General features: G+C 61.9%; 37 protein-coding genes and 2 tRNA genes. 11 read left to right on the forward strand and 28 right to left on the reverse strand.

All coding sequences use genetic code 11. The annotated features are described in order from the left end of the window. Window positions 1-2: 2 nt before the first annotated feature. The 4 genes from N6H05_RS09935 to N6H05_RS09950 are packed head-to-tail and all read right to left on the reverse strand — an operon-like array spanning window position 3 to window position 4878. Complete coding sequence (locus N6H05_RS09935; protein ID WP_284113705.1) at window positions 3-398, reverse strand: DUF6950 family protein; 396 nt, start codon at window positions 396-398, stop codon at window positions 3-5. A 3-nt stretch (window positions 399-401) separates the two neighbouring features. Next, window positions 402-974 (reverse strand): hypothetical protein, encoded by a 573-nt coding sequence (locus N6H05_RS09940; RefSeq protein WP_284113706.1) that lies wholly within the window; start codon window positions 972-974, stop codon window positions 402-404. Then, entirely contained in the window at window positions 971-1660 is a 690-nt protein-coding gene (locus N6H05_RS09945; protein WP_284113707.1) for a hypothetical protein, read from the reverse strand. Before N6H05_RS09945 ends, N6H05_RS09940 begins: the two co-directional genes overlap by 4 nt. After that, on the reverse strand, window positions 1660-4878 hold the full coding sequence (locus tag N6H05_RS09950) for a phage tail tape measure protein (RefSeq protein WP_284113708.1): 3219 nt from the start codon (window positions 4876-4878) through the stop codon (window positions 1660-1662). The genes N6H05_RS09945 and N6H05_RS09950 overlap by 1 nt, the downstream gene beginning before the upstream one ends. Window positions 4879-4890: 12 nt before the next feature. Here N6H05_RS09950 and N6H05_RS09955 point away from each other — a divergent pair, with 12 nt between their 5' ends. After that, a complete protein-coding gene (locus N6H05_RS09955; protein WP_284113709.1) occupies window positions 4891-5424 on the forward strand; it encodes a hypothetical protein in 534 nt (177 codons plus the stop codon). A 282-nt stretch (window positions 5425-5706) separates the two neighbouring features. Here N6H05_RS09955 and N6H05_RS09960 read toward each other — a convergent pair whose 3' ends face one another. The 24 genes from N6H05_RS09960 to N6H05_RS28265 all read right to left on the reverse strand — a co-directional run bounded on the left by N6H05_RS09960 (window position 5707) and on the right by N6H05_RS28265 (window position 21282). Beyond that, window positions 5707-6084 (reverse strand): hypothetical protein, encoded by a 378-nt coding sequence (locus N6H05_RS09960; protein ID WP_284113710.1) that lies wholly within the window; start codon window positions 6082-6084, stop codon window positions 5707-5709. Next, window positions 6077-6514: a phage tail protein gene (locus N6H05_RS09965; RefSeq protein ID WP_284113470.1), complete on the reverse strand. Its 438-nt coding sequence runs from the start codon at window positions 6512-6514 to the stop codon at window positions 6077-6079. The genes N6H05_RS09960 and N6H05_RS09965 overlap by 8 nt, the downstream gene beginning before the upstream one ends. A gap of 14 nt (window positions 6515-6528) precedes the next feature. Beyond that, complete coding sequence (locus N6H05_RS09970) at window positions 6529-6939, reverse strand: hypothetical protein (RefSeq protein ID WP_284113711.1); 411 nt, start codon at window positions 6937-6939, stop codon at window positions 6529-6531. A gap of 2 nt (window positions 6940-6941) precedes the next feature. Continuing rightward, window positions 6942-7316, reverse strand: coding sequence for an HK97-gp10 family putative phage morphogenesis protein (locus N6H05_RS09975; protein ID WP_284113712.1), 375 nt, complete (start codon window positions 7314-7316; stop codon window positions 6942-6944). Between the two features lie 20 nt (window positions 7317-7336). Beyond that, window positions 7337-7699, reverse strand: a complete 363-nt coding sequence (locus tag N6H05_RS09980) for a head-tail adaptor protein (RefSeq protein ID WP_284113467.1) — start codon at window positions 7697-7699, stop codon at window positions 7337-7339. After that, complete coding sequence (locus N6H05_RS09985) at window positions 7699-8298, reverse strand: head-tail connector protein (RefSeq protein ID WP_284113713.1); 600 nt, start codon at window positions 8296-8298, stop codon at window positions 7699-7701. Before N6H05_RS09985 ends, N6H05_RS09980 begins: the two co-directional genes overlap by 1 nt. Further along, window positions 8298-8612, reverse strand: a complete 315-nt coding sequence (locus N6H05_RS09990; protein ID WP_284113714.1) for a hypothetical protein — start codon at window positions 8610-8612, stop codon at window positions 8298-8300. Before N6H05_RS09990 ends, N6H05_RS09985 begins: the two co-directional genes overlap by 1 nt. A gap of 2 nt (window positions 8613-8614) precedes the next feature. Continuing rightward, window positions 8615-8878, reverse strand: coding sequence for a hypothetical protein (locus N6H05_RS09995; RefSeq protein ID WP_284113464.1), 264 nt, complete (start codon window positions 8876-8878; stop codon window positions 8615-8617). A 90-nt stretch (window positions 8879-8968) separates the two neighbouring features. Further along, the gene (locus tag N6H05_RS10000; protein ID WP_284113463.1) at window positions 8969-10225 is read right to left on the reverse strand and encodes a phage major capsid protein; all 1257 of its coding nucleotides are present in this window, start codon (window positions 10223-10225) and stop codon (window positions 8969-8971) included. A 12-nt stretch (window positions 10226-10237) separates the two neighbouring features. Further along, window positions 10238-10951: an HK97 family phage prohead protease gene (locus N6H05_RS10005; RefSeq protein ID WP_313229125.1), complete on the reverse strand. Its 714-nt coding sequence runs from the start codon at window positions 10949-10951 to the stop codon at window positions 10238-10240. 2 nt (window positions 10952-10953) lie between these two features. After that, the gene (locus N6H05_RS10010) at window positions 10954-12312 is read right to left on the reverse strand and encodes a phage portal protein (RefSeq protein ID WP_284113461.1); all 1359 of its coding nucleotides are present in this window, start codon (window positions 12310-12312) and stop codon (window positions 10954-10956) included. Continuing rightward, window positions 12312-14132 (reverse strand): terminase large subunit, encoded by a 1821-nt coding sequence (locus N6H05_RS10015; protein ID WP_284113460.1) that lies wholly within the window; start codon window positions 14130-14132, stop codon window positions 12312-12314. The genes N6H05_RS10010 and N6H05_RS10015 overlap by 1 nt, the downstream gene beginning before the upstream one ends. Then, window positions 14077-14496, reverse strand: a complete 420-nt coding sequence (locus N6H05_RS10020) for a hypothetical protein (RefSeq protein ID WP_284113715.1) — start codon at window positions 14494-14496, stop codon at window positions 14077-14079. Before N6H05_RS10020 ends, N6H05_RS10015 begins: the two co-directional genes overlap by 56 nt. A 127-nt stretch (window positions 14497-14623) precedes the next feature. Further along, on the reverse strand, window positions 14624-15340 hold the full coding sequence (locus tag N6H05_RS28185; RefSeq protein WP_349666219.1) for an HNH endonuclease: 717 nt from the start codon (window positions 15338-15340) through the stop codon (window positions 14624-14626). 71 nt (window positions 15341-15411) lie between these two features. After that, window positions 15412-15663, reverse strand: a complete 252-nt coding sequence (locus N6H05_RS10030) for an HNH endonuclease (RefSeq protein ID WP_284113717.1) — start codon at window positions 15661-15663, stop codon at window positions 15412-15414. Window positions 15664-15942: 279 nt separating this feature from the next. Continuing rightward, a tRNA-Met gene (locus N6H05_RS10035) sits at window positions 15943-16019 on the reverse strand. Window position 16020: 1 nt separating this feature from the next. Then, window positions 16021-16095: transfer RNA gene (locus N6H05_RS10040), tRNA-Thr, on the reverse strand. A 318-nt stretch (window positions 16096-16413) separates the two neighbouring features. Beyond that, window positions 16414-17400, reverse strand: coding sequence for a hypothetical protein (locus tag N6H05_RS10045; RefSeq protein ID WP_284113718.1), 987 nt, complete (start codon window positions 17398-17400; stop codon window positions 16414-16416). Window positions 17401-17405: 5 nt separating this feature from the next. Beyond that, window positions 17406-17573: a hypothetical protein gene (locus tag N6H05_RS10050; RefSeq protein ID WP_284113719.1), complete on the reverse strand. Its 168-nt coding sequence runs from the start codon at window positions 17571-17573 to the stop codon at window positions 17406-17408. Next, the gene (locus N6H05_RS10055; RefSeq protein WP_284113720.1) at window positions 17570-17818 is read right to left on the reverse strand and encodes a hypothetical protein; all 249 of its coding nucleotides are present in this window, start codon (window positions 17816-17818) and stop codon (window positions 17570-17572) included. The genes N6H05_RS10050 and N6H05_RS10055 overlap by 4 nt, the downstream gene beginning before the upstream one ends. Further along, complete coding sequence (locus N6H05_RS10060) at window positions 17815-18726, reverse strand: DUF7146 domain-containing protein (RefSeq protein ID WP_284113721.1); 912 nt, start codon at window positions 18724-18726, stop codon at window positions 17815-17817. Before N6H05_RS10060 ends, N6H05_RS10055 begins: the two co-directional genes overlap by 4 nt. Further along, window positions 18723-20192 carry a DEAD/DEAH box helicase gene (locus tag N6H05_RS10065; RefSeq protein WP_284113722.1) on the reverse strand — a complete coding sequence of 490 codons (1470 nt, stop codon included), beginning with the start codon at window positions 20190-20192 and terminating at the stop codon, window positions 18723-18725. The genes N6H05_RS10060 and N6H05_RS10065 overlap by 4 nt, the downstream gene beginning before the upstream one ends. 575 nt (window positions 20193-20767) lie before the next feature. Next, on the reverse strand, window positions 20768-21070 hold the full coding sequence (locus tag N6H05_RS10070) for a DprA-like winged helix domain-containing protein (protein ID WP_284113723.1): 303 nt from the start codon (window positions 21068-21070) through the stop codon (window positions 20768-20770). Between the two features lie 5 nt (window positions 21071-21075). After that, on the reverse strand, window positions 21076-21282 hold the full coding sequence (locus N6H05_RS28265) for a carph-isopro domain-containing protein (RefSeq protein WP_502958966.1): 207 nt from the start codon (window positions 21280-21282) through the stop codon (window positions 21076-21078). Window positions 21283-21375: 93 nt separating this feature from the next. On the opposite strand from N6H05_RS28265, the gene N6H05_RS10075 reads away from it, so the two are divergent. From N6H05_RS10075 to N6H05_RS10120, 10 genes are all read left to right on the forward strand, one after another. Then, entirely contained in the window at window positions 21376-21954 is a 579-nt protein-coding gene (locus N6H05_RS10075) for a LexA family protein (protein ID WP_284113724.1), read from the forward strand. Window positions 21955-22076: 122 nt separating this feature from the next. Next, complete coding sequence (locus N6H05_RS10080; protein WP_284113725.1) at window positions 22077-22643, forward strand: HNH endonuclease; 567 nt, start codon at window positions 22077-22079, stop codon at window positions 22641-22643. 46 nt (window positions 22644-22689) lie between these two features. After that, entirely contained in the window at window positions 22690-23181 is a 492-nt protein-coding gene (locus N6H05_RS10085) for a hypothetical protein (RefSeq protein ID WP_284113726.1), read from the forward strand. A 1-nt stretch (window position 23182) separates the two neighbouring features. After that, a complete protein-coding gene (locus N6H05_RS10090) occupies window positions 23183-23458 on the forward strand; it encodes a hypothetical protein (protein ID WP_284113727.1) in 276 nt (91 codons plus the stop codon). Beyond that, on the forward strand, window positions 23455-23622 hold the full coding sequence (locus tag N6H05_RS10095) for a hypothetical protein (RefSeq protein WP_284113728.1): 168 nt from the start codon (window positions 23455-23457) through the stop codon (window positions 23620-23622). Before N6H05_RS10090 ends, N6H05_RS10095 begins: the two co-directional genes overlap by 4 nt. 1 nt (window position 23623) lies before the next feature. Beyond that, window positions 23624-24310 carry a hypothetical protein gene (locus tag N6H05_RS10100; RefSeq protein ID WP_284113729.1) on the forward strand — a complete coding sequence of 229 codons (687 nt, stop codon included), beginning with the start codon at window positions 23624-23626 and terminating at the stop codon, window positions 24308-24310. Between the two features lie 3 nt (window positions 24311-24313). Beyond that, a complete protein-coding gene (locus N6H05_RS10105; protein WP_284113730.1) occupies window positions 24314-24649 on the forward strand; it encodes a hypothetical protein in 336 nt (111 codons plus the stop codon). Beyond that, entirely contained in the window at window positions 24646-24963 is a 318-nt protein-coding gene (locus N6H05_RS10110; RefSeq protein WP_284113731.1) for a hypothetical protein, read from the forward strand. Before N6H05_RS10105 ends, N6H05_RS10110 begins: the two co-directional genes overlap by 4 nt. After that, the gene (locus tag N6H05_RS10115; RefSeq protein WP_284113732.1) at window positions 24960-25178 is read left to right on the forward strand and encodes a hypothetical protein; all 219 of its coding nucleotides are present in this window, start codon (window positions 24960-24962) and stop codon (window positions 25176-25178) included. Before N6H05_RS10110 ends, N6H05_RS10115 begins: the two co-directional genes overlap by 4 nt. Next, entirely contained in the window at window positions 25175-25504 is a 330-nt protein-coding gene (locus N6H05_RS10120) for a hypothetical protein (protein ID WP_169860085.1), read from the forward strand. The genes N6H05_RS10115 and N6H05_RS10120 overlap by 4 nt, the downstream gene beginning before the upstream one ends. Window positions 25505-25512: the final 8 nt, after the last annotated feature.

Raw genomic sequence — 25512 nt, forward strand, 5'->3', positions numbered from 1 at the left:
CCCTAGCTCTCGAAGGTCCAGGCGGCGATCATCGCCGAACGGGGGCGGCGCAGGGTGCCACGCTCCCCCGGGCCGGCAAGCGTCTCGCCTTCCACCAGCATCAACATCATGCCGTGATCGGGGCAGAAGACCCCGGCAGCGTCGCCGCGACGGGCCAAGGCTGGCGCGATCGGGATCATATGAGCACTGATCGCCGCTTCAAATCCGCCCAGCCGGGCAATTACCCGGGCGGCGCCCAGTTCGCTCGACCATTTGCGCCCGCGCATCAGATCAACCCCGGCCATCGCGCGCGCCGCGCCGGCATAGAAGCTCACGCAATCATTGGCCTTCGAGCCATAGGTGAAGGGCATGGAACGGCGCGCCGCCAGATAGCGGTCAAGGGCCTCGAAATCGCGCATAGGTCAGTCGGCCGACGAGGGCTTGCCGCCCTGATAGACGGTCTTGGTCCCGGCATAGCTGCAATGCTTGAAGAAGCCGTCAAGCGGGTCGATGGTGCGCTGGTCAGCATCGCTCCGCATCCGCTTTCCCCTTCGCCCCATGCCGCGCGCCGACGTCTCGATCGAGATCGTAATGGTCGACGTGCCACCGATGACATCTTCGACCGGGGCCGCATCGACCCTGCCCCGTCGGAAAACCCGGCTGTCCAGTCGCTGCCTGCCCGACCCGTCATAGATCATGCGATAGACCTTGGCCGGCGCCATCTGCACTTCGCTGGCGTCGAACAGGGCCGCAATATCCGGATCGATGCCGGACAGCGACAGGGTCATGGCCTGCTCGCTGGTGCCGACGCTGCCGCCAGTCGAAAGGCCGATACTGCCGTCATCGACGCCCTTATAAACGTCGCCGTCGATCTCCGTCGGGCCGATCCCGCCCCATACGAACACGGGTGGATCGCAATAAATGGCCAGCGCGCCGGTTACGATCGCTTCCCCGCTCGCAAGCGCAGCCAGCGCCTCCGCACTGTAATTCTTCACGGCAATGTCACCTGCACCGCGCTGATGACCCCACCGGCCTCCGCATGGCTTATAACGATGCGCGGCATCTTCGTGTCATCCAGCAGTTTCATGAGACACATCGGATTGTCGAGATGGGCGACGGCGCCCGCCGGCACCACATCATGGACGGACGGCTCCACCACGACGCTGATCGTGCCATCGGCATCGGCTTGGCTGCCGGTCGTGACAGCAACCAGAAATCTCCGATCGGCGCCGATATCATCAGGGTCGACGCTGTCCCATTTGAAGCCGATATAGTCGCCCCGTCCAAGCTTCAGACCGGATGGCACACCCTCCAGCGTCAGAACGGCGTCGCCCTGCGCATCCACTGACTGCGTCCATGCGCCGGCTGCGCCCATGAAGGGCGTGCCGCTGACGGTCAGCATATTGCGGAACCCCTTGCAGTGCGCCGTCGGGTAAGGACGGGACAGGTCATAGCCCAGAAACATTCGCTGCGCCCCGCGCCGACTGCGGTAGAAGGCGATCCATTCATCGGCCACGGGGAATTCGAGATTGGCCAGGTTCATCGACAGGGACCAGCGCGGCCAGCCGATCTGCACGCCGCCCATCCGGCCGCTCGTTTCCGGCGCCACCAGATCTTCGCGCTGGGGCTGGAAGGTCAGACCTTCCACGCCGATGGACGGCATTACGGCCAACTTCGCCATCAGCGCTCTGCCTGCAACATGCGGCCATAGCTCCGCTGGTTGCCTTCCACGACCGACGCTGCACCCTTTGCAGCGCCAGTTTGCGCCGCCTGGTCGTTGCCCTGCTTTATCGTTTCCCAGAATTGGTCATTGGTCATGACGCCCTGCATGTAAATATGCGTGTCGCCTCGCGACCGATCGCCGCTATCATCGTTACCGCGACGCACATTGACCGTCTCCCCGGCGGTGCCCCAGAATTGCACGAGGTTGGTATCGATCCCCGGCTTCCCGCCGATTTCGAAACTGCCGCCAGTCGCGAAGCCCGGGAGACCGGCGAACGCGCTGGATACAGCATTACTGTTGAGAACGATGTCGCTATTGCCGGAACTGCTGGTGCTACCCAGAAAGCTGGTGGCGATACTGAGGATAGACCCCAGCAGCCCACTACCCGAGCCGCCAGCCGCCCCCCCTTGCCCCAATGCTTGGCGGAACAGGTTGAACAGCGTGTCGGCAAGATTGTTCAGCGCCTCTTCCATTCCACGCGAGACCTGGTCCTTCCACCAGTTTTTCGCAAAGCCCTTCAGATCGCCGTCCATGGCAGCGCGGAAGCCACCCCGGAAAACATCACGCCATTGACCCTGCTGCCGGGCGGTTTCTTCCTCGTCCATCTCACGCGCCGCACGGTCGCGGGCTTCGTCCTCGCCGACCTTGCCTTCACCCTCCCGATAATATTGTTCGGCGCGGCGATTGAGCTCCGCTGCTCGGGCAGTTGCCCGCTGACGATCGGCGCTATCATTGCGCAGGCGCGAAAGTTCTGCCTCTCTCTCCAGGGCCTGCGACTGCGCCAGCTTGGCAGCAGCATCTGCGCGGGCAATATCAACCTGGACAAGATCATCCGCCGCCCGCTTCTGCGCCTCCAGCAGCGTCAAGCCCTTACCCTGCCAGAAGGTGGTTCGCTCTTCGAGATAGGCCTTGTCGGCTGCCAACCGCGCCATCTGCTCGTCGCCGCGAATCTCGGCCAGTTGCTGATCAAGGGCGTTTTCGGCGCGAGCAACTTCCCGCGCGTCATATTCCGCCTCCGCGGCCTTGATCTCCGCAATGTCTTTTTCGGCCGCTAGCTTGGCAGCGCTGGCGCTCAGCCCGGCATCTTCATAGTCACGCTGGCGCTGGAATATATCCAGCTTGTCCTGCAGCCGGCGCATCTCATCCTTGTCGTCGCGTGCGCGGGCAACCGCCATCTGCTGTTCGAGCGCCATCTGCTCGCGCCGGTTGGCCAGATCCTGCGCGGACGGGCCTTTCGCGCCCTTCGTCTTCTTCTTGTCGTCTTCGCCGAGATCGAGATCGACCGTCCCGAATTCGGGCGTATTGATCGAACGGCTATAGCCCTCCACCGTCTTGGCGATAGTTTCCAGCGTCTTCGCGCGGGACAGAAGGTCGGCTTCCGCCTGGTCGACCGCCTTCATGCCGGGGGCCACCTTGGGACTGATCAGGTCGCCCCGCGCACCCATCTTCACTTCGGACTTCGACTTGGAAAGGTTCGTCTTTGCGCGCTCCAGCGCCGCACGCGCGGCAATGACGTCGGCTTTCGCAGTGGCCATAGCCTGGAGCTCGGCGGCACGGTCCGCCTTCATCTTGTCGATCAACGCCTTGCGGGCAGCGCCGGTCGCGGACACCAACTGCAGCGTGGCCGCCTGCTGTTTGTCAAAAGCCGCACTGGCCCGGGCAGCCGCCTCCCGGGCCGCGCTATTGGCGGTCGTGGCGCGCGTGGACCAGAGGACCAGCAACGTCAGAGCCGTCACAACAAGGCCGATCCAGCCTGCCCATACCGTCATAGCCAGACCCACGGTTCGCAAGGCGACACTGACCCCTGATAGCGCTATGGCGAGGCGGCCGAGCAGAGCGACCAGCGTGCCGATCGGATTGATGAGGCCGGCCAGTACCGCTCCGAACAGCCCGAAGCCGCCGCGCAACAAGATGATAGGCGCGAGGATTTTCCCGATGCCCATCAACGCCAGGATCATCGGCCCCACCGCCGCCGTCAGTCCCCAGATTGCGACGATGACTTGTCGCACGGCAAGGGGAAGTTCAGCAAACCAACGCGTAATGCTGGTCAGCGCATCCTGAACCGAGGTAAAGACTGCGAGGATGCCGGTTTCACCCAGGGCGATCTTGAGTTCATTGAACGCGTCGCTCAATCGGTTGGACGATTCCTCCACCCCCTTGAGCTGTATGGCCAGCTTCTCGCCCGCGTCAGTCTGGCCGATCGAACGTTGCAGATCATCAAAGGCTTGGCCACCCAGACGCATCAGGCCAATAGCCGTGCGCATAGCATCAGCCCCGAAAATCTCGTTCAGCACATTGGTACGCGATCGGTCGGAAAGATTTCCGAGTTTCTCACGGAGCATGTCGGAGATATCGGCAAGCCCCTTCATCTTGCCGGTGGCATCGTAGAAGTCGAGCCCGAGCTTCTCCATCATCGCCGCAGCCTCTTTCGACTTGGGCGTCAAAGTGGTGATGAAAGTCTTGAAGCTGGTGCCGGCATCGGAACCGCTGCCAAAAAGAGCGGCGGTACCGGCTAGCGCCGTATTGAAATCCTCGAAGCTGACGCCCGCCGCGCCAGCGACGCCGCCACCCTGCGCGATAGCATCCTTGAAGTCGTTGAAGCCCAGCTTCGACGCATCAAGCGAACCGGTAACCTGGTTGACTACCGCCTCCAGATCGGACGTCGACTTGCTGAACTGGGACATGACATCAGTGACCAGCGCGGCCGAGGAACCGAGCTCAGCGGCATTGGCGGCCGCCAGGCGCAAGGTCTGTTCGAGCCCGCCGCCCAGAATGTCACGCGCGGACATGCCGGCAAGCGCCAGCGTCTCGATCCCGTCCGCCGCTTCTTTTGCGCCGCGTCCAACCTCAGGCCCCAGTTTACGGGCCGCCTGCGAAAGCGCTTCCAGCTGGTCGCCACTGATGCCGCGTAGCGCTGCATGGACATTGTTCATGGACTTTTCGAAAGCGCCGGCGCCGCGCTTGGTTACGACAGTCATGCCAGCGAACGATGCGCTGATCGTTGCCGTCATGCCGATCGCGGCATTGCGGATATTGCCCTCCAGTTCCTTGAACTGCGACATCACCTCTTTAGCGAAATCGGCCAGCACTTCGCGTGCATCTTCAAAGCCATCAAACCAGCCGCGAACATCAAGGCCAAGCTCGCCGTGCATCCCGCCGATTTTCATGTCATCCATGGGTGACCTCTTATGGAAGGATTCTTTATGCGGGCGAGATTTGCATTGGTCGCCATGTTGGCCTTGGCCAGTTGCGGACAATCGCCCAAGGCCGAAAGCTTCCAAACAGCCCAAACAAAATGTGATCGCTTCCCCGGCGTCGGGAAGGATCCTATTCCGTTAGAGTTTCAGGTCTCTCTAACCGGCGGTAGGCGACCACAAGTCAATATTGTCACGAACCTCCCCGAAGGTACGGAAGTCAATGCGACCTTGAAATCGCCCGGTTTTCCGCCGAATTATATTGCCCAAGACGAGGGCTCGGTAGCCTGCGGAAAGCTGCTTTTCGGACCATTCTCGAAGCAGGGAAATGAACTGCCATCCGGTTTATTCGAGCTGTCTGTAACGGCACCATTAGTGATTGTGCAGCCAAAGCCCGTGCAAAAATACCTCGGGACTGACTACAATGTGTTTCGTTCGGAATTAATCACTAAGAGGAAATCGCCGAGCGAACTAGGCGGATCGACTATAGAATGGAAAACCACCTTAAACTTTAGGCAACCTTCCTGATCTTGATCGGCGCTCCCGCTGCCTTCATTGCTTGGAAGGCGGCAAGCATTTCGTCGGTAGACTGTTTTTTGTTGGCCCTCGCCGGCTTCGTTAGTTCGTCGAGCGAAGGTAGCGGCTTGTTTTTGGGATAGCGGTGGAGGGCGGCGGTCAGTCGAGCCTGAAACGTCGCTACATCATGCTCCCGGCGGCAAGCGGCGCGATACCCGCGCAGCGTTGCCGCCAGGATGCGAGGGGTTTGATGCCAGAACGCGTCCGGGTCGCGCCCCGATTGCGCCCAAAGCGTCAGGAGCTTGAGCCAGTCCCAGCCCTTTTCCTCCGCGCCTTTCCCTCCGCACTCTCGTCTTGGTCGCTGTCAGCTTTGCTGGGCATGGCTGCCTGCAAGGCGGAACGGAGAGCATTTTTGATGCCCTCCAAACCGGCGTCGGACATGATTTCGCCCGCTTCGGCAAGCGACGTCTTGGGATGGTGGGTTTGGAGGCCGGCGCAGAAGATCGAGCGGAGCAGCCTGAAGCTCGGCTTGTCCTGGATCTGCTCGATCAGCTCGGCCACGCCAAAACCGGTTTCGTCTTCCAACTCGCAGAAGGCGTTGACGTCGAAGACGAGGGTGAAGGTGGAGACGCCGGCCTTGAACGACGCCTCCCCACGCAGCGGGTTATTCACCGGCCGCCTCCGTTTCCTCGCTCGACCATTTCACCCGCAGAGTGCCGGTGCGGCGATCGAGCATCGGGTTCGAGCGCACATAGTTGCGCACGATCAGTTCGCCGGAGATTTCCCAGGTGCCGTCGCCGTTCACCAGCACGATCTTGTATTCGAGGGGCCGGCCATAGGCTTTCGCTTTGCGGCAAAGGATATCGGTCGGCGAGCCGGGGATGTAGTTCATCACCAGGTCGGCTTCCTCGCCGTCCTTCAGCGGAGCATTGATATAGCTCTTGTAGCCGATCGTCTTCATGTGGCTGGTTTCGACCAGATCGGCCGTGCCCTCGGGCAGCGGGACCTCGGTCAGTTCGCCCAGCTCCACCAGGGCCGGGGTGCCGAGCGTCGGATCCCACAGCCAGAATTCGGTCAAATGACCGGTTTCAACGTCACTCATGTCAGGAGCCTCCTTCAGGCCGGTGAAAAGCGGATGATAAAATCGGTGGACGTCCGGTAGATCGGGCCATTTGCCGCCGGCTCGCTCAGATCGCGCGAGCCGTAGATCGACGCCGGACGAAAATAGAAACCATGATTGCGATAACGAGGCTGCAGCGTCGCAATGGTGGCGTCGCGCAGCTGCTGGGCCGAGATCACCCTGTTGGCGTAGGTATCTACCTGCAAGCGCCTGAATTGTAGCGCCTGAAGACCTTTCATAGTCTCACCGACTGTCGCAGACACCCAAGTCAGGACAACCGCCGGCAAGCCAGATCCCTGCGGCCGCAGAACCCAGAAAACAGCCTTGGAATTCTCATAATCCGCCAGCTTGGCGACGACGGGTGCCGCCTCGACAAGACGAAGCCGCAGAACATCCTCAACGTCCATGATCAGGCAGCTTTCTTGATATCGGCCCAGAGGGAATGCCCCATCGCGCGGCGCACTTCCTCACGGCTATTGTCCAGTGCCGGGCGCATGAACGGATGGGCCGCCGAGTGAGACGTGCCGAATTCCACCATGTGACCGTAAAAGCCCTCGCGCCGCGACGGGCCGATATAGACCGTGGAGAAGAAGCGCCGCTGCGACACGGCGGACGAATTCAGCCCGCCGTCGAAACTGATTATGATGCTGTCCTGAAGGTTGCCCGTCAGAACCGGTACAAGCCGCCTTGCCTCCGCCTGGACGATTTCCGCGCCAGCCAGCAATGAGCGTTCGCGCGCCTCAGGGGACACCGCATCGCGGATCGCCACCAGCTTGCGGTCCATCGCGGCCAGGCCGACAAATTTCAATTTGGCACACTCTCCGCTGTAATGCGGAAACCCTCATTGGCACCCAGCGGCACGATCGCGCGGATGTCCCACGCGGGCCACTTTTCTGGATCGGCACCACGAATAGGGAAATACAACCGATTTTGAACGGTCAGCGATCTGGTCATGCTGTTGTCCAGCACATCGAACGACGCCTTTTGCGTAGCCCCATCTTCAGCGGACGCGCGCTGCTCATCCGCGGAACCAAAGTAGATGCTGGCGCTGGCCTTACCGAGCAGCGCCCACTGTTCTCCGACCGTGGCATGTCCGCGTCCGTCTATGCCGGCAACCTTCTTCTTGAAGGCAATGCGCTTATTCCGACGCCCCGAATCTAGCGACATCAGACGTATACCCGAAAGGGCGACAGAAGGTTCTGCACTGTCGTCGACATCGGCACGGCCTGCATCGCGGTACCGGTCGCGATCGTGGCGCGCGCATGCCACATGTCCCCCACCATCAGCAGGACCGCCTGCTTGATCGGCTCGGGGACGTTGGGCACGACAGGATCGGCGCCGGGGTCGATGGCATAACCGGCGCGGTAGCGGATGCGCACGGTCTCGGCATGGCCGCGATAGGCACCCGGCGTCGGCCAGGACTTGCCCCAAGCGCAGCCGAGATCGCGACCGAAAAGTTCATAGGTGTCTGGATCGACCAGCACAGGCTGGCCAGCGCCGTCGAGATAATGGACCGACACGATGTCCACGATCGGCTGATAGGGCAGCCGAATCAGATCGCAGAAGCCGCACATGCGGGCTTCGAGCGTCTGGAGGCCAAGGGCCCGGCCAAGCCAGCCGTCAGGGCCGTCGATATGCTGGGTCGCAGCTTTCACCAGCCGCTCGACCATCTCGCGCTGCTCTTCATCGCCATCGAGGCGCAAATGCTGGTCGGCCTCCTCCCACGTCACGACGGGCGCGGGAGGGGTGATGACGATGACGCGCATCAGGCGATAACCGTCGCCGTCTCCGCCGACACCGCCTTGACGATGTTGGCGGTGTTGAGGGTATTGGTGGCGGTCACCTCATAGGTGATCTTGGCACCGACATCACCAGCCTGAACGACGTAGGTGGCAGCGGTGGCGCCGGAGATTGCCGCGCCATTGCGCAGCCATCGACGGGCGCTGACCGTCCCGTTGCGGATCGTGCCGCTCGCCCCGGTCAGCGTCTGGCCCACCTGCGCGGTGCCGGTGATCGACGGCTTCACAGTGAAAGCCGGCGCGCACATGAAGCCGCGCGAGCGGCGAGCGGAACGGCCCATGATCAGGCGTCCTTGTTCTTCGGATCGGCAGCCTTCTTGTTGCCGCCTTCCGCCGCCTGCTTTTCGCCACCCTCTTTCTTCGAGGGATCAGCATCGATCGAATGCTGGTCGCCGGCCTTTACCTCAGCCGGAGTCGCTTCGCGGACGAGGCTCTTCTTTTCCAGCTCGGCAAAGCGAGTGCTGGAAATGTTCTTCAGGATCATGCCGGCGGCGACCGAACCGTTATCGCCATAGTGATCATCCAGAACCATCGCGTTCTTGCTCATGACTTTCTCCTTTCGGGTCATCAGCGCGGGGGTGCGCCGATGATCGGAAAGGGGGTCCATCGGAATTACGATGGACCCACCTCCGTCAGGTCAGGCGATAACCAGCGAACCCTTCACCAGAGCCGCCGGGCGGCGCACGACGAGCGCCAGGCGCTTTTCCGCACGAACCGTGAGCATGTTCTTGATGAAGTTGTCGCGGTCCTGATCCGAGATGCGGACCTCGGTATCCATGCGGTCGAAGATTTGGCCGGCCAGCTTGAAATTGCCGGTCAGGAAGTTGTTCGCGCCGATGCGCTTGGTCGACACGACCGGACGGCCCCACAGGACCGGACCGGCCACGCCCTGCGGATTGGCGAAGATATAGCCGCCGGCCGCGTCCTTGGTCAGTTCGATGTTCGCCCACTGGGTGGGGTGGATGACGATACCGTCGGGGGCGAAGTCAGCCAGTTCGACCTGCAAGATGGCAAGGCGCAGGCGGTCGATCTTGGTTTCGCCCGAGATCGAGACGCCCGACGGCTGCGCATATGCGGTCGCCTGGGTATAAAGGCCATTCAGGTGCTGGCCGGTGCCGTCGCCAAGCAGAAGCTCAGCATCTTCGACGTCGTCCAGGCCCCAGCGCAGTTCGCCGTCGATCAGGCTTTCCAGCTGCGGGATATCGTCCATGGCCTGGCGCGAAACAGGAACCCAGTGCGCGATCGTGCGCACCGGCGCGTCGTCCACGTCCCATTCGTAGACCGATTCCGGCTTCTGCGCACCTTCCGCGACCGGCGCGGCGTTGTTGGTGCGGGTCACCTGCTTGGCGAACTCGATCGAGTTGCCGTCGGTGCGGCCGGGCGTCAGCAGATCGCGAACGCGAAGGCCCATGCGGGGGATGCCCACGATGTCGGTCTGGCGATCGGGGCGGATCAGGCCGCCGGCAGAGCCGGCCGCCGTGGTGACCGCCTTGACGCTGAAGCCGATGGTGCCCTTGCAGCCACCGTCGACATAGGCGCGTACCTCGTCATGATTGGCGACTTCGACGCCCAGGCTCTTCAGCGCGGGCTGGTCATCATCGCCACCACGGCGCGACTGGGCCAGCTTCTGCGACAGTTCGGTGATCTCGCCGCGCAGGCCTTCCAGTTCCGATAGGGCCTTGTCCGCCTTTTCCTTCGTTTCGGTCGAGACCTTTTCACCGGCCTCGCTCTTCGCCTTGAATTCCTTGGCGAACTCCTTCACCTCGCCGAGCGTGTCGCCCAGCTGCTTCTGGAGGCCCTCCAGCGTCTTGTCATCGTCGCCTGCGGCCTTGCGGCCAAACTCAAGCGAACGGGCGCCAGCGGCCAGCGCCGTGGCGGAAGTCAGCATGTTCATGGGAATATCCTTTCAGGCGGACTTCAGCGAGAAGCCGGCCAGGGTGTCCGAGAGGCCCTTGAGGGCCGGGGTGATCGTCATTTCGCGCTCGGACTCCCTCCGGCGCAGGTCGGTAAGGCCATGGCTGACGAGGCCAGCGGCCCGGCTTTTCGAGAAACCTGCCTCCCGCAGGAACTTCTCAAATTCGCGATCGGTGGGCAGTTCGCCGTGGGCGAGCTTGAATTTGACGGCTTCGATCCGCGCATCATCATTTGCGGGAAAGGTCACGAGGCTGATCTCGACAAGGTCGAGCTTTGTCAGGGTGCGGATGCCGGTCTTTTCGTCATAGGACGATTCCCGCACCCAATAGCCGATGGACAGGCCGGTTACGGTGCGGGCCTTCATATGGGCATAGGCGCGCTTTTCCGTGTCGCCGGCATCAAGCAGGATCTGTCCTTCGCCGAACAGACCGTGATCGTCTTCCTTCAGGTTCGACCATGCGCCGATCGGCTCGCTGCTGCGATGCTGCCACAGCACGGGCACCGGGCGGCCCTTCGCAGCCAGTTCGGCCAGGCTCTCGGTGAAGGCCCCCTTGGCGACGACTTCCTGATAGCTGTCGACCACGTCCCAGACGGAACCATAGCCGTTGAACTTACCGTCTTCCGAGACCGCCTTGATCTCGAAATCGAAGTCGCGGACCTTGAGGGCGCCGCTGTGCTTGCGGCCATATTCAGGATGCAGGCGCATCGTCATTCCTTTCTATGCGGCCGGGCGTTCAGCTTCGCGTCAAGGCGGCTATCGATGGCGGCGTCGAAGTCGCCGCCGAAAAGCAGGTTCATCAGCGCCGATCGGGCGCCCTGTTCTGGCGCGTTGACCTGGCCAAGCATGTCGAGCGGGACGAGGTTCGATTGCACCGTCAGGAAATCGTCGCCCGGCAGCGAGGGCAGGTTTTCGCGGTTGCGCATCTCGCCGCGCGTCATCACGCCGTTCTGTCCGAAGGCCGAATACAAGGCGGCGCGGGCCGCACTGTCGGCGGCCATCAGCGCTTCGCGGTTAATCTCGGGATAGACCTTCTTGCGTTCGGCGGCAGGCAATAGCTGCTTCTTGACCGCCTGCTGGATGTTGGTCAGCAGCGGATTGAGCAGCAGCGTCTGCCAGCCGAGCAACAGTTGCTCGATACCACTGCCCCACATCGTCTGGCCCTTTGCCGCGTGCCCGATAAGCATCGGCAACACGCCGAACCAGCGACAGATTTCCTCGACATCCCAGCCGCGAGATTCCAGCAACTGAACCTCGGCCGGGTTCATCTTGAGGCCGTGGAATTTGAAATCCTTCTCCAGCGGCACGACGCGACCGCGCATCGCCTCGCTGCTCCATGCATCAAAGATCGCCATTAGGTCGGCGCGCTGATCGGGCTTCATGCTGACCGAAGCCGTCTCCATGAAGCCCGCGATCTGGAGCCCGCTGCGGAAAGTGTCGGCAGCCGTCTTGTTGGCAGCCATGGCGCTGCCCAGTGTCCGCCGCCCGAATTCGATCGCGGAAAGCCCGACATCGCCGCCCAGGGTCAGGCCGCGCAGGTGGAAAACCTTGTCCGCCGGCAACTCCTCGGCTTTGCCGCGATCCTGATAGATATAGACCCGCTCATTGAAGCGGTTCCGCTTGACGGTCACGAGGTCCGGCGCGATCGGCGTTAGCGCCGTCACCCGGCCGCCCAGCGTCTCCTTTTCGGCATAGGCGTTGCCCCAGAGATCCATCGCGGCGACCTGTCCTGCCCAGAATTCGGCGGGGGTCTGATCGCGGTTCGGCTCCTCATGGACGAGATCGTATAGCCAGTGATCCGGGCGCGATTTCCGGCCGCCGTCAGCGGACTTCTCGAACACGCCCATGCCCATCGAGCCGACGACATCTGATTTAAGCCGGACGCATGCCCAGGCGGCAGGAAGGCCCAAAGTCGTCTTGGCGGTGACCGACTGGCCCGCGCTGTCGATGCGCGACCCATAAGCAATCGCCTTGCGCGACGGCTCATCCTCCGGTGCGCCGCTCAGCTTGCCGTTCTGGCCGGTGCCGAAAAGGCGAAGCGTGGACCCGACCCAAGTGCCGATACCCATCAGGCGGCGCCTGCGAGCTGAGCTTTCAGGCGGGCGATCGTGTCGTCCAGGCTCTCCTGCTCTTCCGGCAGCATCTTCGGCGCGAGCGAATGCACGGTCGCATCAACGCCATCGATCTTGCTCATCGACATTGGCGTCTCCTTCTTCGGCAAGATCGAGCCATCGATACGGCGGTCAACGACCGCATTGCCGACGCACCATGTCATCACCGGATTGTTGTCGTGGCGGAGCAAATGCGGGCCGCCGATCACACGGTTTTCTAAGTTGCGCGCCGGGTCGGTGACGTTCTTGGCGTTCTTGGGCAGGATGGAGGCGAAGCCGTTGCCATCGTCCAGATCGTCATTGAGCCTCACGGCCATCTCTTCCGCCGCGGCGAAATGGTCGAACACCGCTTTGTTGACCCGCAGGACCGATTTCAGCCGGCGGATCAGGCGCTCGACACGCTTCTGATCGACCCAGTCGCCCGGCGTGAGGATCAGCTTTCCCTCTTTGTGCCACTGGCGATAGAGCGTCACATTGTTGCGGTCGCTCTGCCCTTCTCGGTTCAGCACCGCCTCAGGCAGGAAGAACCATGTCTTGAGCAGCAACTGATCGTCGGCGGTGACAGCGGAAAGCGCCACCGCAGTGAGATCGCTCTTGTGCGCAAGGTCGGCGCCGATGTCGCAATCCAGCCCGGCGAAGTCGCGGAGCCGGAGACTGCTATCGCCGCATGCGATCCACTGCGGCACGCTCAGCCAAGCTGTCGCGGCGGACATCCACCGATTCAGGCGCTTGGTGAAGAATTCGCCCTCCTCGCCCGGCGCGCCCTTCGCCTTCACAGCCAGCCGTCGCATTGATGCGAGGCTGGGCGTGATCGGCATCAGCGGGTTGGCTTTGGGCCAGTTCTTTTCGTCGTAGGGATCGTCCCCGACCTTCCGCTCCGGGGTGAAATCCTTGGGGCCATCCAAGGTGAAGATGATGCCGAAGACGTGATCCGCGATCAGCGACCGCTCCAGCATCTTCGTCGTGAAGGTCCGTTGCTCGAAGCAGACGCCGTCCAAAATATAGCCGGCCGTCGTGATCTTCCAATAAAGCGGGTTGCGCCGGGCGCCGTCGGCGGAATGAACCACGTCGTAGAGGCCGCGATCCTTATGGGCGTGCAACTCGTCCAGAACCGCCAGGTGGGGATTGTGCCCGTCCTGCGTCGCGGACTTGGAATTGATGGTCTGGATCGTCCCGCCGTTCATGTCGCAGGTGATCGCCCGCGCCCACGCTTTCAGCGCGAAGGCTTCCTGAAGGTCCGGCGTCTTCTGCACCATCAGCTTGGCGGGGTTGAAAACCTTCTGCGCCTGGGCGCCGGTGGTCGCGCCGATCAGAACAAGCGGCCCCGGTTCGTCCTCGCAGCATGTGCAGTAGAGGACGACACCAGCAGTCAGCGTCGACTTGGCGCCCTTTCTCGCCATCTCGATATAGGTGTCGGTGAAGCGGCGCAGGCCGGTCGCCTTTTCCCGCCAGCCGAACACCATGGCGAGGATGAAAATCTGAGCCGGCTCAAGCGTCAGCGTCGGCGTTTCCCAGCGCCCCTCGACATGGGGCAGGCCTTCAATGAAATCGCAGACGTCGTTCGCATACCAAGGGTCGAACTTGTAAGGCCAGTCCTTCTGCTTCGATCGCTTCAGATCGTCCAGATGACGCTGGCCCGCCAGGCGGACCCATTTGCAGTGATGGACCTGTTGCTTGTCTGCCGCCGCGCGCTTGGCATAGGCAAGCGCGATAGCGGCAAAGTCACGACCGGTTTCCGGCGCCGTTGCGGGCGAAGCGATTTGCTGGCTTCGCGCCATTCCCACCTCCAACGCCGATCCGGCTCTTCGGACCGGCGATGCGCAACAGTTCTTCCATCTGGCGCAGGTTCGTCAGGTAGGCGGCTGAGGGCAGCTCTCCGCCCGACGCAAAGGCCACGCGCACTTCCGCTTCGAGCGAGCAATAGCGGGCGAACAGCGCGCTGTCGGCTTCCGTGATTCCGGCCGCCATGACGCGGCCAATTACCTCCTGCCAGACCTCGATCGCGCCAGCCGTCAGATAGTCCGGCTGGATCGGCGGGTCGCCGGGGACGATGATCTCTGTCTTGACGCCGTCGCGCACTGGCTGGAATGTGCCGCGCGCCAGTTTCGTGCTGGGCGTCTCCGCCTTCGGTCCGCGCTTCATCGCCGGGCCTCCTGAAAATTAATCGGCACGCAAATTTAATTCGCACCGAAATTTTAATCTGCACGCGCAGAAAAAAGGCTCCACGCTCGGTCCCTGGCGGAGAGCCGGTGGACTTTGCCACCGCCCCCTACCTATGGACCCATCGGCGGGCCGGGTGGGCGTCGTCGCGGGTCAATCCATCACCCTTTTCAATGTTGCAGCGCCGGTGCGCACAGGCAACGTTGCTTTCGATGTGGCGACCGCCGCGGGACAGGGGTATGACGTGGTCGATCTCAGGGGCCTCCGCAGCGAATGTCCCGCGCAGTTCACGCGGGGCATCGCCGCCGCAGATGTGACACCGCCATCCATCGCGCTCCATGATCCGGATCGGATTGATGCTCGCGGGTGCTGCGTCTCCATAATCGCGGGCTCGCTCCTTGCCCTTTGCTGCCCGCTTATGATGCCTGGCCTTGCACGTATCCGAACAGAAGGCTCGACGCTTGTCTCCATACTCGGCAGTGAACAGGCGCTGGCACTCACCGCATGAACGCTCAGGCTTTGGCCCTTTCCGCATTTTATCGTGGTGCTGGCCTGAGCAGTGAGGGCTGCAATATTTCGCCGAAGGCTGAGCCTCGAATGCCACATTGCAGTTCAGGCACACATGCTGCCGTGCCGCGTGGCGCTGCGCCTGGATGAGTGCGGTACGCTGCTCACTGGCAGCTTGCCTGTCCCTGCGAAGGACCTCGAAGCCACAGGCCCGAGAACAGCAGCGATTGCTATCCTTGTTGCCGCGGCGACGGGGAGCAAAGGTTGAGCCGCAGCACTCGCATACGCAGGTGCTATCGGCTATAGCGGGTGAAGCCATAGCGATCCTCCCGTGATCGACTGGGGTGAGGCCCGGTCAAGTGTGTCACCACTTGGTCGGGCCGAATTCATTTAATCCAGAGGCCAGCCGTCTGGCGCAATGATCCGGCGCAGGCGCGGCGGCCGGGCGCCACGGGCGCGGGCCGCTTCCTCTGCTGTCTTGACGTCATGACAGGGCTTGCAGATGCCCTGATAGTTTTCACGCTCGCCTGTGCCGCCTTCGCTCAGCGGCTTGATATGATCGGCTATGGTCGCCGGGGTGATGCGCCCGCGTGCCTGGCATGGCCGGCACAGCGGCTCCTCCCTCAGCACGATCTCGCGCATGCGATCATGCTCGCGCCCATATCCGCGCTCATGCCTGCTCTTGCGGGTGCTGGCCCATGCCTTGGCCCGGGGCTTCTGCTTGAGGCTAGGCGGGCGGCTGGGCATCAGCGCGTCGGGCGGGGCGGAGGCGGTGCTCCGGGTGGCGGGGGCGGCGGCACCTTCGGTTGATGGACGCCATAACCGCCCCGCTGGCGTGGCGCGCCGCTATCGGCGATGACTAGGGCGGCGATGATAATCGCGATGGCGAGGAGGGTGCAGTCGCTCATCACGCCTCCGAACTGGTTGCCACAGCGGGATTTGAACCCGCGACCTTCAGCTTATGAGGCTGACGAGCTACCGGACTGCTCTATGCGGCTATGGTGCTAGGAGAGGGAGTTGAACTCTCAACCGACCGCTTACAAGGCGGCTGCTCTACCGTTGAGCTACCCCAGCGATTTGTTATTCTGGCTCAGCAACGACTCAGCGGGAGGTGTTATGAGCACACCGGATGACGTGAATTATCTGTTGCGGCGTGCGCAGCAGGAGGCTCGCAAAGCCAGAGAAGCCCTACAGAGGGGCGACCACATGATGGCCGTTTATGCCCATCGCGAACTGGCCACCCGATACGAGGCAGCTGCCGCCTGCATCGCTAGGGAATTAACGAAGCACTGACACGAAAAAAGACCCACGCTGCGCACGTGGACCTTCTCCGGACACAATGGTCCTAGGGCTTTTTTGGGACATTTCGGGGCCACTTGCAAGCGGAAATCGTCATGCAGCCTCCTCTTCCTCACACCAGCCGAACCGGGCACGAATGATGTCGGCGATATCCGCCCAGTCCTTGAGGATGCCGCGCTCGTCGAGGAACTCGGGGTCGATATCGCGGGGATCGGCATATGCGATATCTGCCTCAGCCTCCTCGATCGCCGCGACATGCTCGGTGTCGATCACTGGCCTTGCCGCTCGGGATGGCCCGTCCAGCCAGACGGGATCGCAGGGCTGTCCAGCATTCAGCGCCGCAATGGTGTCGCGGTCGGCGACCGAGAACGCATGGGCGACGCACAGCGGCCACCGGTTGAGCGCTTCGATCAGGAAGCGCTTGGCCTTGCGTTTATGGACCCGATAGCGGCCAGCCGCGACCGAATAGCCGATCGCGTCGCCCACGATCATATCCAGCACCAACTGCTTGGGCATGGGCAGCATGTCGCGCCAATAGCCGTATGCCAGATGCAGCCGCACGCGCAGCACGCCTTCCGCCGCCCGGCCACCGCCCCGCGACTGGTCGACGCGCGCCTCAAGGCTGGCGACCTTGATGCCGACGTCCGCCTCCAGGCTGCGATAGACGTTCGCGATCTGGGCCGCCCATTCGAGCTGGTCTTTGTCGATCGTGCCATTGCGATGCAGCTGGATGAGCGCGCCGTCATGCGTGCTGGTCGAGCGCTCCCATGTCTCGGGCGTCCCGTAGGCCTTGTGGTTCCACGCCTCCCGGATCTGCACGGCCTCTTCAATGCCGGGCTCCAGACGCATGGGCCGGTCCACCATCTTTGGCTTGCGTCGTCCGGTGCGCTTGCCCTCCATCACACGCTCGACCGGACGCGGATGCCCGAGCACCAGATGCTCGATCCGCTGCTGTTCGCGCTTTCGCGCCGACGCCAGCCGCGCCATGCGGGCATTGAACCGCTCGACGCCGGCCGGGTCTGCCGCATAGGCCGCCGCCAGATCGGCACGAGCCTTCGCGATCCGTTCTGCCCTTGTCATCGCACTCACCGCCTCAACCTCCCAATATCGTCAATCACGTCATCGATGCGCTCGACGGCCTCGCGTCGCATCTCGGCCGCCAGCGTCGGCATGGCGCCGTTCATTCCTTTGATCAGCAGCTTCACCGCGCTCAGCGAGGCGACGATGTCGGCGGGCGTGGGACGGCGGCTCATGGCATGAACCTCGCTGCCGGACCGCGCGAGCGCCCGCCCAGCCGGTCCCGTAGCGCCGCCTCATCAGCATCGGACAGGTAGCGGGACGGTTGCGTCTCGACCTCGTCAGCCATCCGCTCGCCCCAGATCTCCAGCCGCAGCGCCCGATATCGCCCCGCATAGATGACGGAGGCGAATGCCACGCCGCTGCATATGCCAGCCGCAAAGACCAGAACGAGGGCGACGGTTAGGGTCCAGTCGGTCATTCAACATCCGCCCAATCTGTGCCGGGCTCAGGCGGAATATCCACCGAGACGGCAATGTGATCATTTTTGATGGCCATGCGGTTCGCCAACGCGAAGGCGGCGAGCTGGCCGGTGTAATTCAGGTCGTTGTCGCCGAATATGCGAAGCCGCTTCACGATCGGCGGCGGCGTGAAGGCCCTTAGACCGTCAGCGTTGATCAGCGACCACACCGGAACGCCGAAGCGCTGCTGCGCCCGCAATGCCGTCTCGATGCCCTCCGCTACGCCCATTTCCTCGGCCGCCGGCGACAGCTCAATGAAACTGCCGTGTGGGGTTTTTCCGGGCATCATCTTGCGCGAGCCGCCGTTCAGCTCGGCCTTTCGCCCTGCCGCCAAGTAAGTCCGGTGTAGCGTCAGCGGTTCCCCAAGCGGATCACGGACCATAGCGATCATGGCCGCGAGATGATCAACGGGCGCGCCAGTGACCTTGAGCTTCGGGATGAAGCGCAGAGCCGGACTGAACGGCGGATCGATGCGGCGCGACATCAGGTATCGTCCCGCATCGTCGGTCTCGGCAACAGGCGCACTCTGTCGCCACATTTCCCGCAGGATCTCGACCCGGCGCTCGTCCGACATTGCTCGAGGTGGGCGGCGCTGCTCAGCGTCCGGCGCAACCTCCCGGATCATATCGGCGGCTTCACGGAACGTTTTTCCATGAACCCGCATCACCAAATCGACACCGTTACCGGCCCCGCAGGCGTTGCAGTAGAACGTCCCACGCCCGTCCTTGTCATCGAAGCGGAAGCGATCCTTTCCGCCGCAAGCAGGGCATTTCGTGTGTTTGCCGGTCAGGAACTGGGGCGATATTCCTAGTCGCGGCAAGATGGCGTGCCAGCGATTGACGCATTGCTCTGAAATGCCCGTCATCATGCCGCCCTGCTTTTTGCGTAGCGGATCTGCTGAGAGCGCACATAGGATCGAACTTCCGGCCCGGCGATTTCCATGGCCGCCCGATTGAGCTGGTTGGGCCAGACGCCGAACTTGCTGCGATACTGCTGGGAGGCCCACCCGGATTTATATCCGCGCTCCATGGCGAGATAGTTCAACTCCGCCAGCCACCGTTGCTTGTCGACCATAGTTGATTTCGCCCTCTTGGCCTTGCCCGGCGTGACTTCGACCAGCTCGCCATCCTCTTCCTCGATCTCGGATTGAGCGTTCGGCGTGAAACCGCAGACCGGACATTCCCGCACCTTGGGCGGCTTGATGAACCCGCAGCCTGGGGCGGAACATTCCTTGGGTAGCGCCTCTCTGCGCTCCGATGCCCCCCGTTCGCCGCGCTTGCCGGTGTCCAACTCGCCACGGCTAAGGTCGGTCACGAAACCCATGCGCAGCGTGTTGTCGGCGTGATCGAGGATGATGCAGTCGGGCATCGGCGGGTTAACTCGCAGGCCACGCCCAACCATCTGGACGTAGAGCATTTCCGAGCGGGTTGGACGCGCCAGGATGACGCACCCGATCGCCCAATCAACGCCCTTCGTCAGGCATCCGATGTTGCAGACGACCTTGATTTCGCCCGCGTCGAGCTTGCGCCGGATCGCATGGCGCTCACTGGCGGGCGTGTCCTTGTCGATGTACCCGGCCGGGATGCCCGCGTCCTCGAATCGCAGCTGAACCTGTTTGGCGTGAGCCCGATCGACGCAGAAGCACAGGGTCGGGCGATTTTCCCCAAGCCGTGCCCATGTCGATACGATGTCCGCGATCAGTTGCCCATCGTTCATAGCGTCGGCGAGCTGGCCCTCGTGATAATCACCCCGCACGATCTTTACGCCTGACAGGTCAGGATGGTCGGCAGCGAAAACACGGAACGGGCAAAGATACTCGCGGTCGATCAGTTCCTGCATCCGCACCGGGGCGATTAGCTTCTGGTAGACGTTGCCCATGCCCTTTGCCCACGGCGTGGCGCTCAGGCCGATGAACGGAACCTTCTCCCATTCGGGCGAGGCCATCGTCTCGGTCATGAACTTGTACATGCAATGCGCTTCGTCGATGATGACGAGGTCGACTTGCGGCATGCCCCGGTTCTGCAGGGTCTGCACCGAAGCGACCTGAACCGGACGCGACCAGTCAGTCATCGGGTGGTTCGCCTGGATCACGCCGATTTCGCAGATGCCTTCGGCGTAGAAGGCCTGCACGCTCTGGTCGATCAGCGAGATAGCATCGACCACGAACAGGACGCGGTTCCCTTTTTCCCTAGCCATGCGGATTATAGCCGCAGCGATCACGGTCTTTCCCGCGCCGGTTGGCAGGTCGAGCACCAGCCGCTTGATGCGTTCCCGCCCGATGGCCTCGCGGAGCATAGCGACGGCGCCGGTCTGGTGGGGGCGAAGCTCCTTCATGCCGAAGCCCTCGCGTGCGTGCGTGCGCATACGCGTAGGTAGTTCTCTCCTACGTAGGTCGCCCTACTGGCTAGGTTCTTTCTTCTACCTCCATCCTCCATCCTCCATCTGGCGGAAGATTTCCCCATCGGTTCCGAACTGGTGGGGAAATGGTTCCGAACTGGCGGGGAACCAGTGGGGAAACGAGCGTCCTTAAGCATCGGAAGGTTCTCCACCGTTGCGAGTTGAGCGCGCCCCAGTGTTTACCCAGTTCCGAACTTCGGATGTCTGAGGGTATAGCGAGTTCGGCTTTTTAGGGCGTTGAAACTGTTGGAAGTTCCGAACCGCTCCGTAATTACGATCTAATATTTCGTATCGCATCACACAGCCAGCTTCGGCGAGTTCTTCTAGAAGCGAGGCAGGATCGACATTGTCGATCGGCATCAGCCTCATCTTTATCTTAAGCGGCGCCCATTCGAACGATCCCTGATCATCGCATTCATTCCAAATGCCAATGAATAGCAGGCGGGCGAAAGGTGACAGGGAGACGAACCGCTCGTCTGTCCATAGGCCGGGATGGACCGATCGTATGCGGCTCACTTGCGCACCCGCCCAGTCCGATATTTCGGCTCAATAAAGTTCGGTTCGGCAAATTTGAGCTGGTAGAGATTTTTCCCGTTCCCAGCCCGGGAAATACGCCCCAAGTATCCGTCATATTCGAGATCGTTGAGCGCCCTCAGGATCGCGCTGCGAGACGCTTTCGTCCTCGCAACGAGGCTCGAAAGACTATGGTCTGGATCATGGCTAAGGCAGGCTAGAACAGCCGTTTCCACCTTGTCGGTGCGGCGAGTGGCGAAGGCTACCGCCATTGCGCTCAGCGCTTGGGTTTCGTCTCGCATCGGCGTTACTCCGCCTCGGCGAGATATGCAAGAGCTTCCGGGGGAAGCGTCTTGCCGCGTCTCCGAGCCATCTCCAGAAGGGGCGGACGGCGCCAACGTGGGATCGCCCCCTTTGCTTTCCAAGAATGGACTGTTTGGACAGGAAAGCCGGTGTCAGAAGCGATGGCGGTCGAGCCTCCAAGCGCCTTGAAAATAAGCAGCGTGACATTCATGCCGCTAAAATATCCGATAAGCGGATTTTGTAAATGCCTCGTTATCTTTTTATCGAAATAGGCTGCAAATTAATCTTTCGGTATAGCGAAGCCATGAGCAATCACCTCTCTCCCCAAGAACTGCTGGCCCAACTCAAAGAGACGGGCGTTACCCAGAAGGATATTGCAAACTTCCTGGGCATTCCGCAGTCCGCCGTCTCTAACATCTCCCGCGGGCTGCGACGTATGCAGCATGACGAGTATGCGAGGTTGAGCAATCTCTTAAGGGGAAGCACGAAGCCCCGGACGCTCGAAATACCAATCATCGGGCTAAGCGGAGCCGGGCAATGGGTCGAGGCTATCGAGCAAGCCGATAATTTCCTTACGCTTCCCAGCGTCATAGGCAGCAACGAACTTCGGGCGTCATTCGCGGTCGAGGTTGTCGGTGACAGCATGGATCAGATCATGCCCGAAGGGACCTTTGCTGTGGTCGACACGGGGCAGGTCGACCTGTTTAGCAGCGCTTGTTATCTGCTCATGAACCCGGAGGGAGAGGCCACGATCAAGCGCTATCGTAGCGATCCTGCACGATTTGAGCCTGTATCCAGCAATCCCGAGTACAAGCCGTTCAATGTAGGAACGACGGATTTCCGCGTTATCGGGAGAGTTGTGTACGCCCTCAGAAAATTCTGAAAAACATATATTGACGAATTCTTAAAATCGGATATTTCTGCCTTCATCACCTGATCGCTGCGGCGAAAAGGATTCAGGCAGGAGCAATAAAGCTTTCCTGCCCTTGAGACAGGGAAACCGTCATGGCGAGAGCCGAACAAGGGTGGTCATCAGAATCTGTCGCCGCTCTTGGCGCGCTCTGGGACGCTGGCGTGCCGACCATGGAGATTGCCCGCCGGCTGGGCCGAACGCGAAGTTGCATATTGGGTAAATCTCGTCGCATCGGTCTTAGGCCACGTCATGAAATGACGGCGGCTCAAGCGGCTTCGATGGCAGAAGTTGGGGCGTTTATAGGACGCCCCGGGCAGATCATGTTTCGTCGCAACATGCTCGAAAACTACAACTTTTGCTGCCCAATTACCGGATGCTCAATTGAGCAGGTATTGCAGGCTGCCCATGTTATCCCCTTTGGAAGAGGCGGTAGTTTCGAAATCTCCAACGGAATTGTCCTGCGCGCTGACCTTCATGCGATGTTTGACGCTGGGTTGATGGCAATTTCTCCTACAGATTTTACTATCCTCTGGTCGCCGAGAGTTGCTGACTTCGACTACACTAGGCTCAAGCGCGCGGCGTTTGAACGGGTGGAGCATCTTCCCTCTTGTGAGGGACTAACCTGGCATATCCGAAATGTCTTTCGCGCTTCCGGTTGAGGCGTCTGATCCACTTCAAATTCTAATTCCTTAGGGAGCATTCCACATGGCCGACGCCACCCAGGCGCGGAGCGACGACGCTTCGCGGAACGAAGAACTGCGCCAATCTGACATCGTCACGCTGTGTGGCCTGATCGGCAGCGCTGACCGTTACTGCACGGCCGCCGAGCACGAGCAGTCCCGCAGCTTCTACGGCTTCAAGTCGATCTATCAGAAGTCCTACGACGCCCTTTGCGAAGGGCATCTGAAGATGCTGCAGGCCATCCCCGATGGCTCTGACCGGGATATCTTGATCTTGGCTGCACACGCCTCACTGATGGGTGACCAGATCCAGAGTCTGGATGTTGGCAACGACACCTATGCCGCCCGCCTTCTGGAGGGCCTCAACGCCGCCCTGATCAGCATCGCCGGATCGATCGGCAATCGCTTCCCCGAGCATGTCGAGGAAGTCGCCACCCTTTGGCCCGAGCTTGGCCAGTCCATTCGGAACGACATGGCGGTCGCCCGTCAGATGATTTCCGAAATGGAGGGCCGCTGACATGGCCGCGCCCGCAACCACCAACGCGTTCGGCGACACGCCTGACGCCCCGCTCTTCTACGCGAAGACGCTCATTTCGTTCATGTCTGCCGCATGGCTGGCCGAAGACCAGTTCCAGCGCGACGGTATGGCCGGATCGAAATCGACCGAATTTGCGGCCCTGATGCCTCGTGTCCACGCCGATGTTCTCGAGATCATCGGAGGGCTGATCACGGTCGCCGGCGAGCTCGACGCGGTCGAGCGCTACGGGAGCAAAGAAGCGGGCGTTCAGCCGTGAGCCGCCTCCGGCAGATCATCGCCACGATCGAGCCTTGGTATGACTGGGGCACGTGGGGCGCTGAATCCCTCAATGGCGGCTGGGGCGACGGCTGGCGGTTCCAGTTCGAGTGGTTCGGCTGCCAGATCCTCATCGCTTTCACCCGCTTCCCGAAGGAGAAGTGACATGGCCACCCGCCGTGAAATCCTTGCTGCGGCCATCGCCGCGCCCGCTCTTGCCGCTCCGGCCGTCGCCTGCGCAGCGCCCACATTCGCATGCCTCCCGATGGCGGTAAGCCCGCAATGGCAGGATGCTATTGCCCGGATGGATGCCGCCAGCGCCGCCTATGACGCCTACTACGACGCGACCTATGAACCGGCATGGGAGGCTGCCAAGGAATTGGCCAGCCGGCCAGACGAGCAACTGCAGCGTCGGCTGGATGCGATCCCCCATTACACGACGTCGCTGGCCCACGAGACGGCCGATGGCAATCTCGCACATATGACAACGGCCAACAGGCTCGACATCGGGCGCGCCATCGGGGGCGCTCAACTCACGGACCTGAGCGATTATGTGTCCTGCTGCCGCGAGATGGTCAGCCTGATCAACAAGCGCATGGATGAACAAGATAGGGTCAAGGCTGAGTTCGATCAGCCCAAGATCTACCCGGCGCAACTGATCTCGCCCGAGATCGCTCGAGAAGAAAAACGCCTTGAAGACGCGTCGCATGCGGCCTTCAAGGCCGTCTACAACTTCGCTGCCGCCACGCCGGCCGATCTCATCGCCAAGATCGAATTCCTGAAAGCTCGGGATATCGACATCGACCACGACCAGATGCTGGCGGATCTCCGCCGCGTGTTCGGGGAGGCCTGAGCCATGGGCGAACAGATCACGGATCAGGGCCAGGCGTTTATCGCTGCTTGGGACCGCTTTGCTTCCGCTGCCTGGGAAACGCGTGGCGATCTCCCCAGCAGCGAACAGTCTCGCGCCGATGAAAACTTGTTGTCGATCGGCATCAGCGACGATCCGGCGGCGGTAGCGAAGAAACTGCGTTACGCGATGTATCTGAGGGCGCAAAGCCCTTGGCTCGAAGCCGCGGCGCTCGGCGCCGTAGTGCCGGACATGGCGGAACGCCTCATAAAGGACGACACGATCAATGAAGCGATCTGGTCGGCCATCGTAAGCCTCGAAGCGATGGAGGCACGGCCATGAGCATCCATCGCCTTCCAACGGCCGCGCCGCGTAAAGTCCATCAGCCTAGCATCCGCGCCGTGCGCCAGTTCAAGGCCGCAAATCCTTGGCCCGGTGAACATAAGCTGCCTCATGAACGCGAGGCCGTATCGTTGGTCGCCCAGGCTGGGCGGTCCCCAGAACTGCTGATCCTGCTCGCCATGATGAAGGTGATGGCGCCGGAGCAGCGACAGGCGGTGCAGGACGCCGTTCACCGCATCCACTTCGCTGCCGGTGATGACGTCTCCCTGCTCGCGTCGAGCTTGATCGCGGGCATCGGGAGGGACGGTCAATGAGCACCTGTCTCCGCTGCGTCCACTTCCTCCAGGGCGGAGTGAACCCCAGCAGCATGTCGCCCGGTCATGCCGAGCGGGCCGACGACGTCGGCCTGTGCCGGCGATACCCGCCACGCTGGGCGCAGGACACTACCGACGACGGCGGTTCCTTCGACTTCCCCGCCATCCATCAGGATCATCGCTGCGGCGAGTTTCAGCCAAGGATTTCGATATGACTGACGTCCGCAATTGCTCGACCTGCATCTATTGGCGAGCCGGCGCCAGCACCGACATGACCATGGCCGCCCGTGACGAAAGCTACGAGGACGTGGGCGCTTGCGAGAACTTCGCGCCGATGATCTACATCATCAACGAAGGCCCGGTGTCACTCCAGCCGACGACGCATGCCACGCGCTGCTGCGCGGAATGGCAACCGATCTGGGGCGGCGACGGCCCGGATGATGATCCCGACGAGGAGCCGGCGCCCAAGCCCACTCCCGAACCGGACCGCGACAAGGTCCGCCGCCTTTTCCCCAATCCTCCCCGGCCGATCGCCGCATGAAGGAGCGT

The sequence above is a fragment of the Sphingobium sp. WTD-1 genome (assembly GCF_030128825.1).
Taxonomy (GTDB): Bacteria; Pseudomonadota; Alphaproteobacteria; order Sphingomonadales; family Sphingomonadaceae; genus Sphingobium.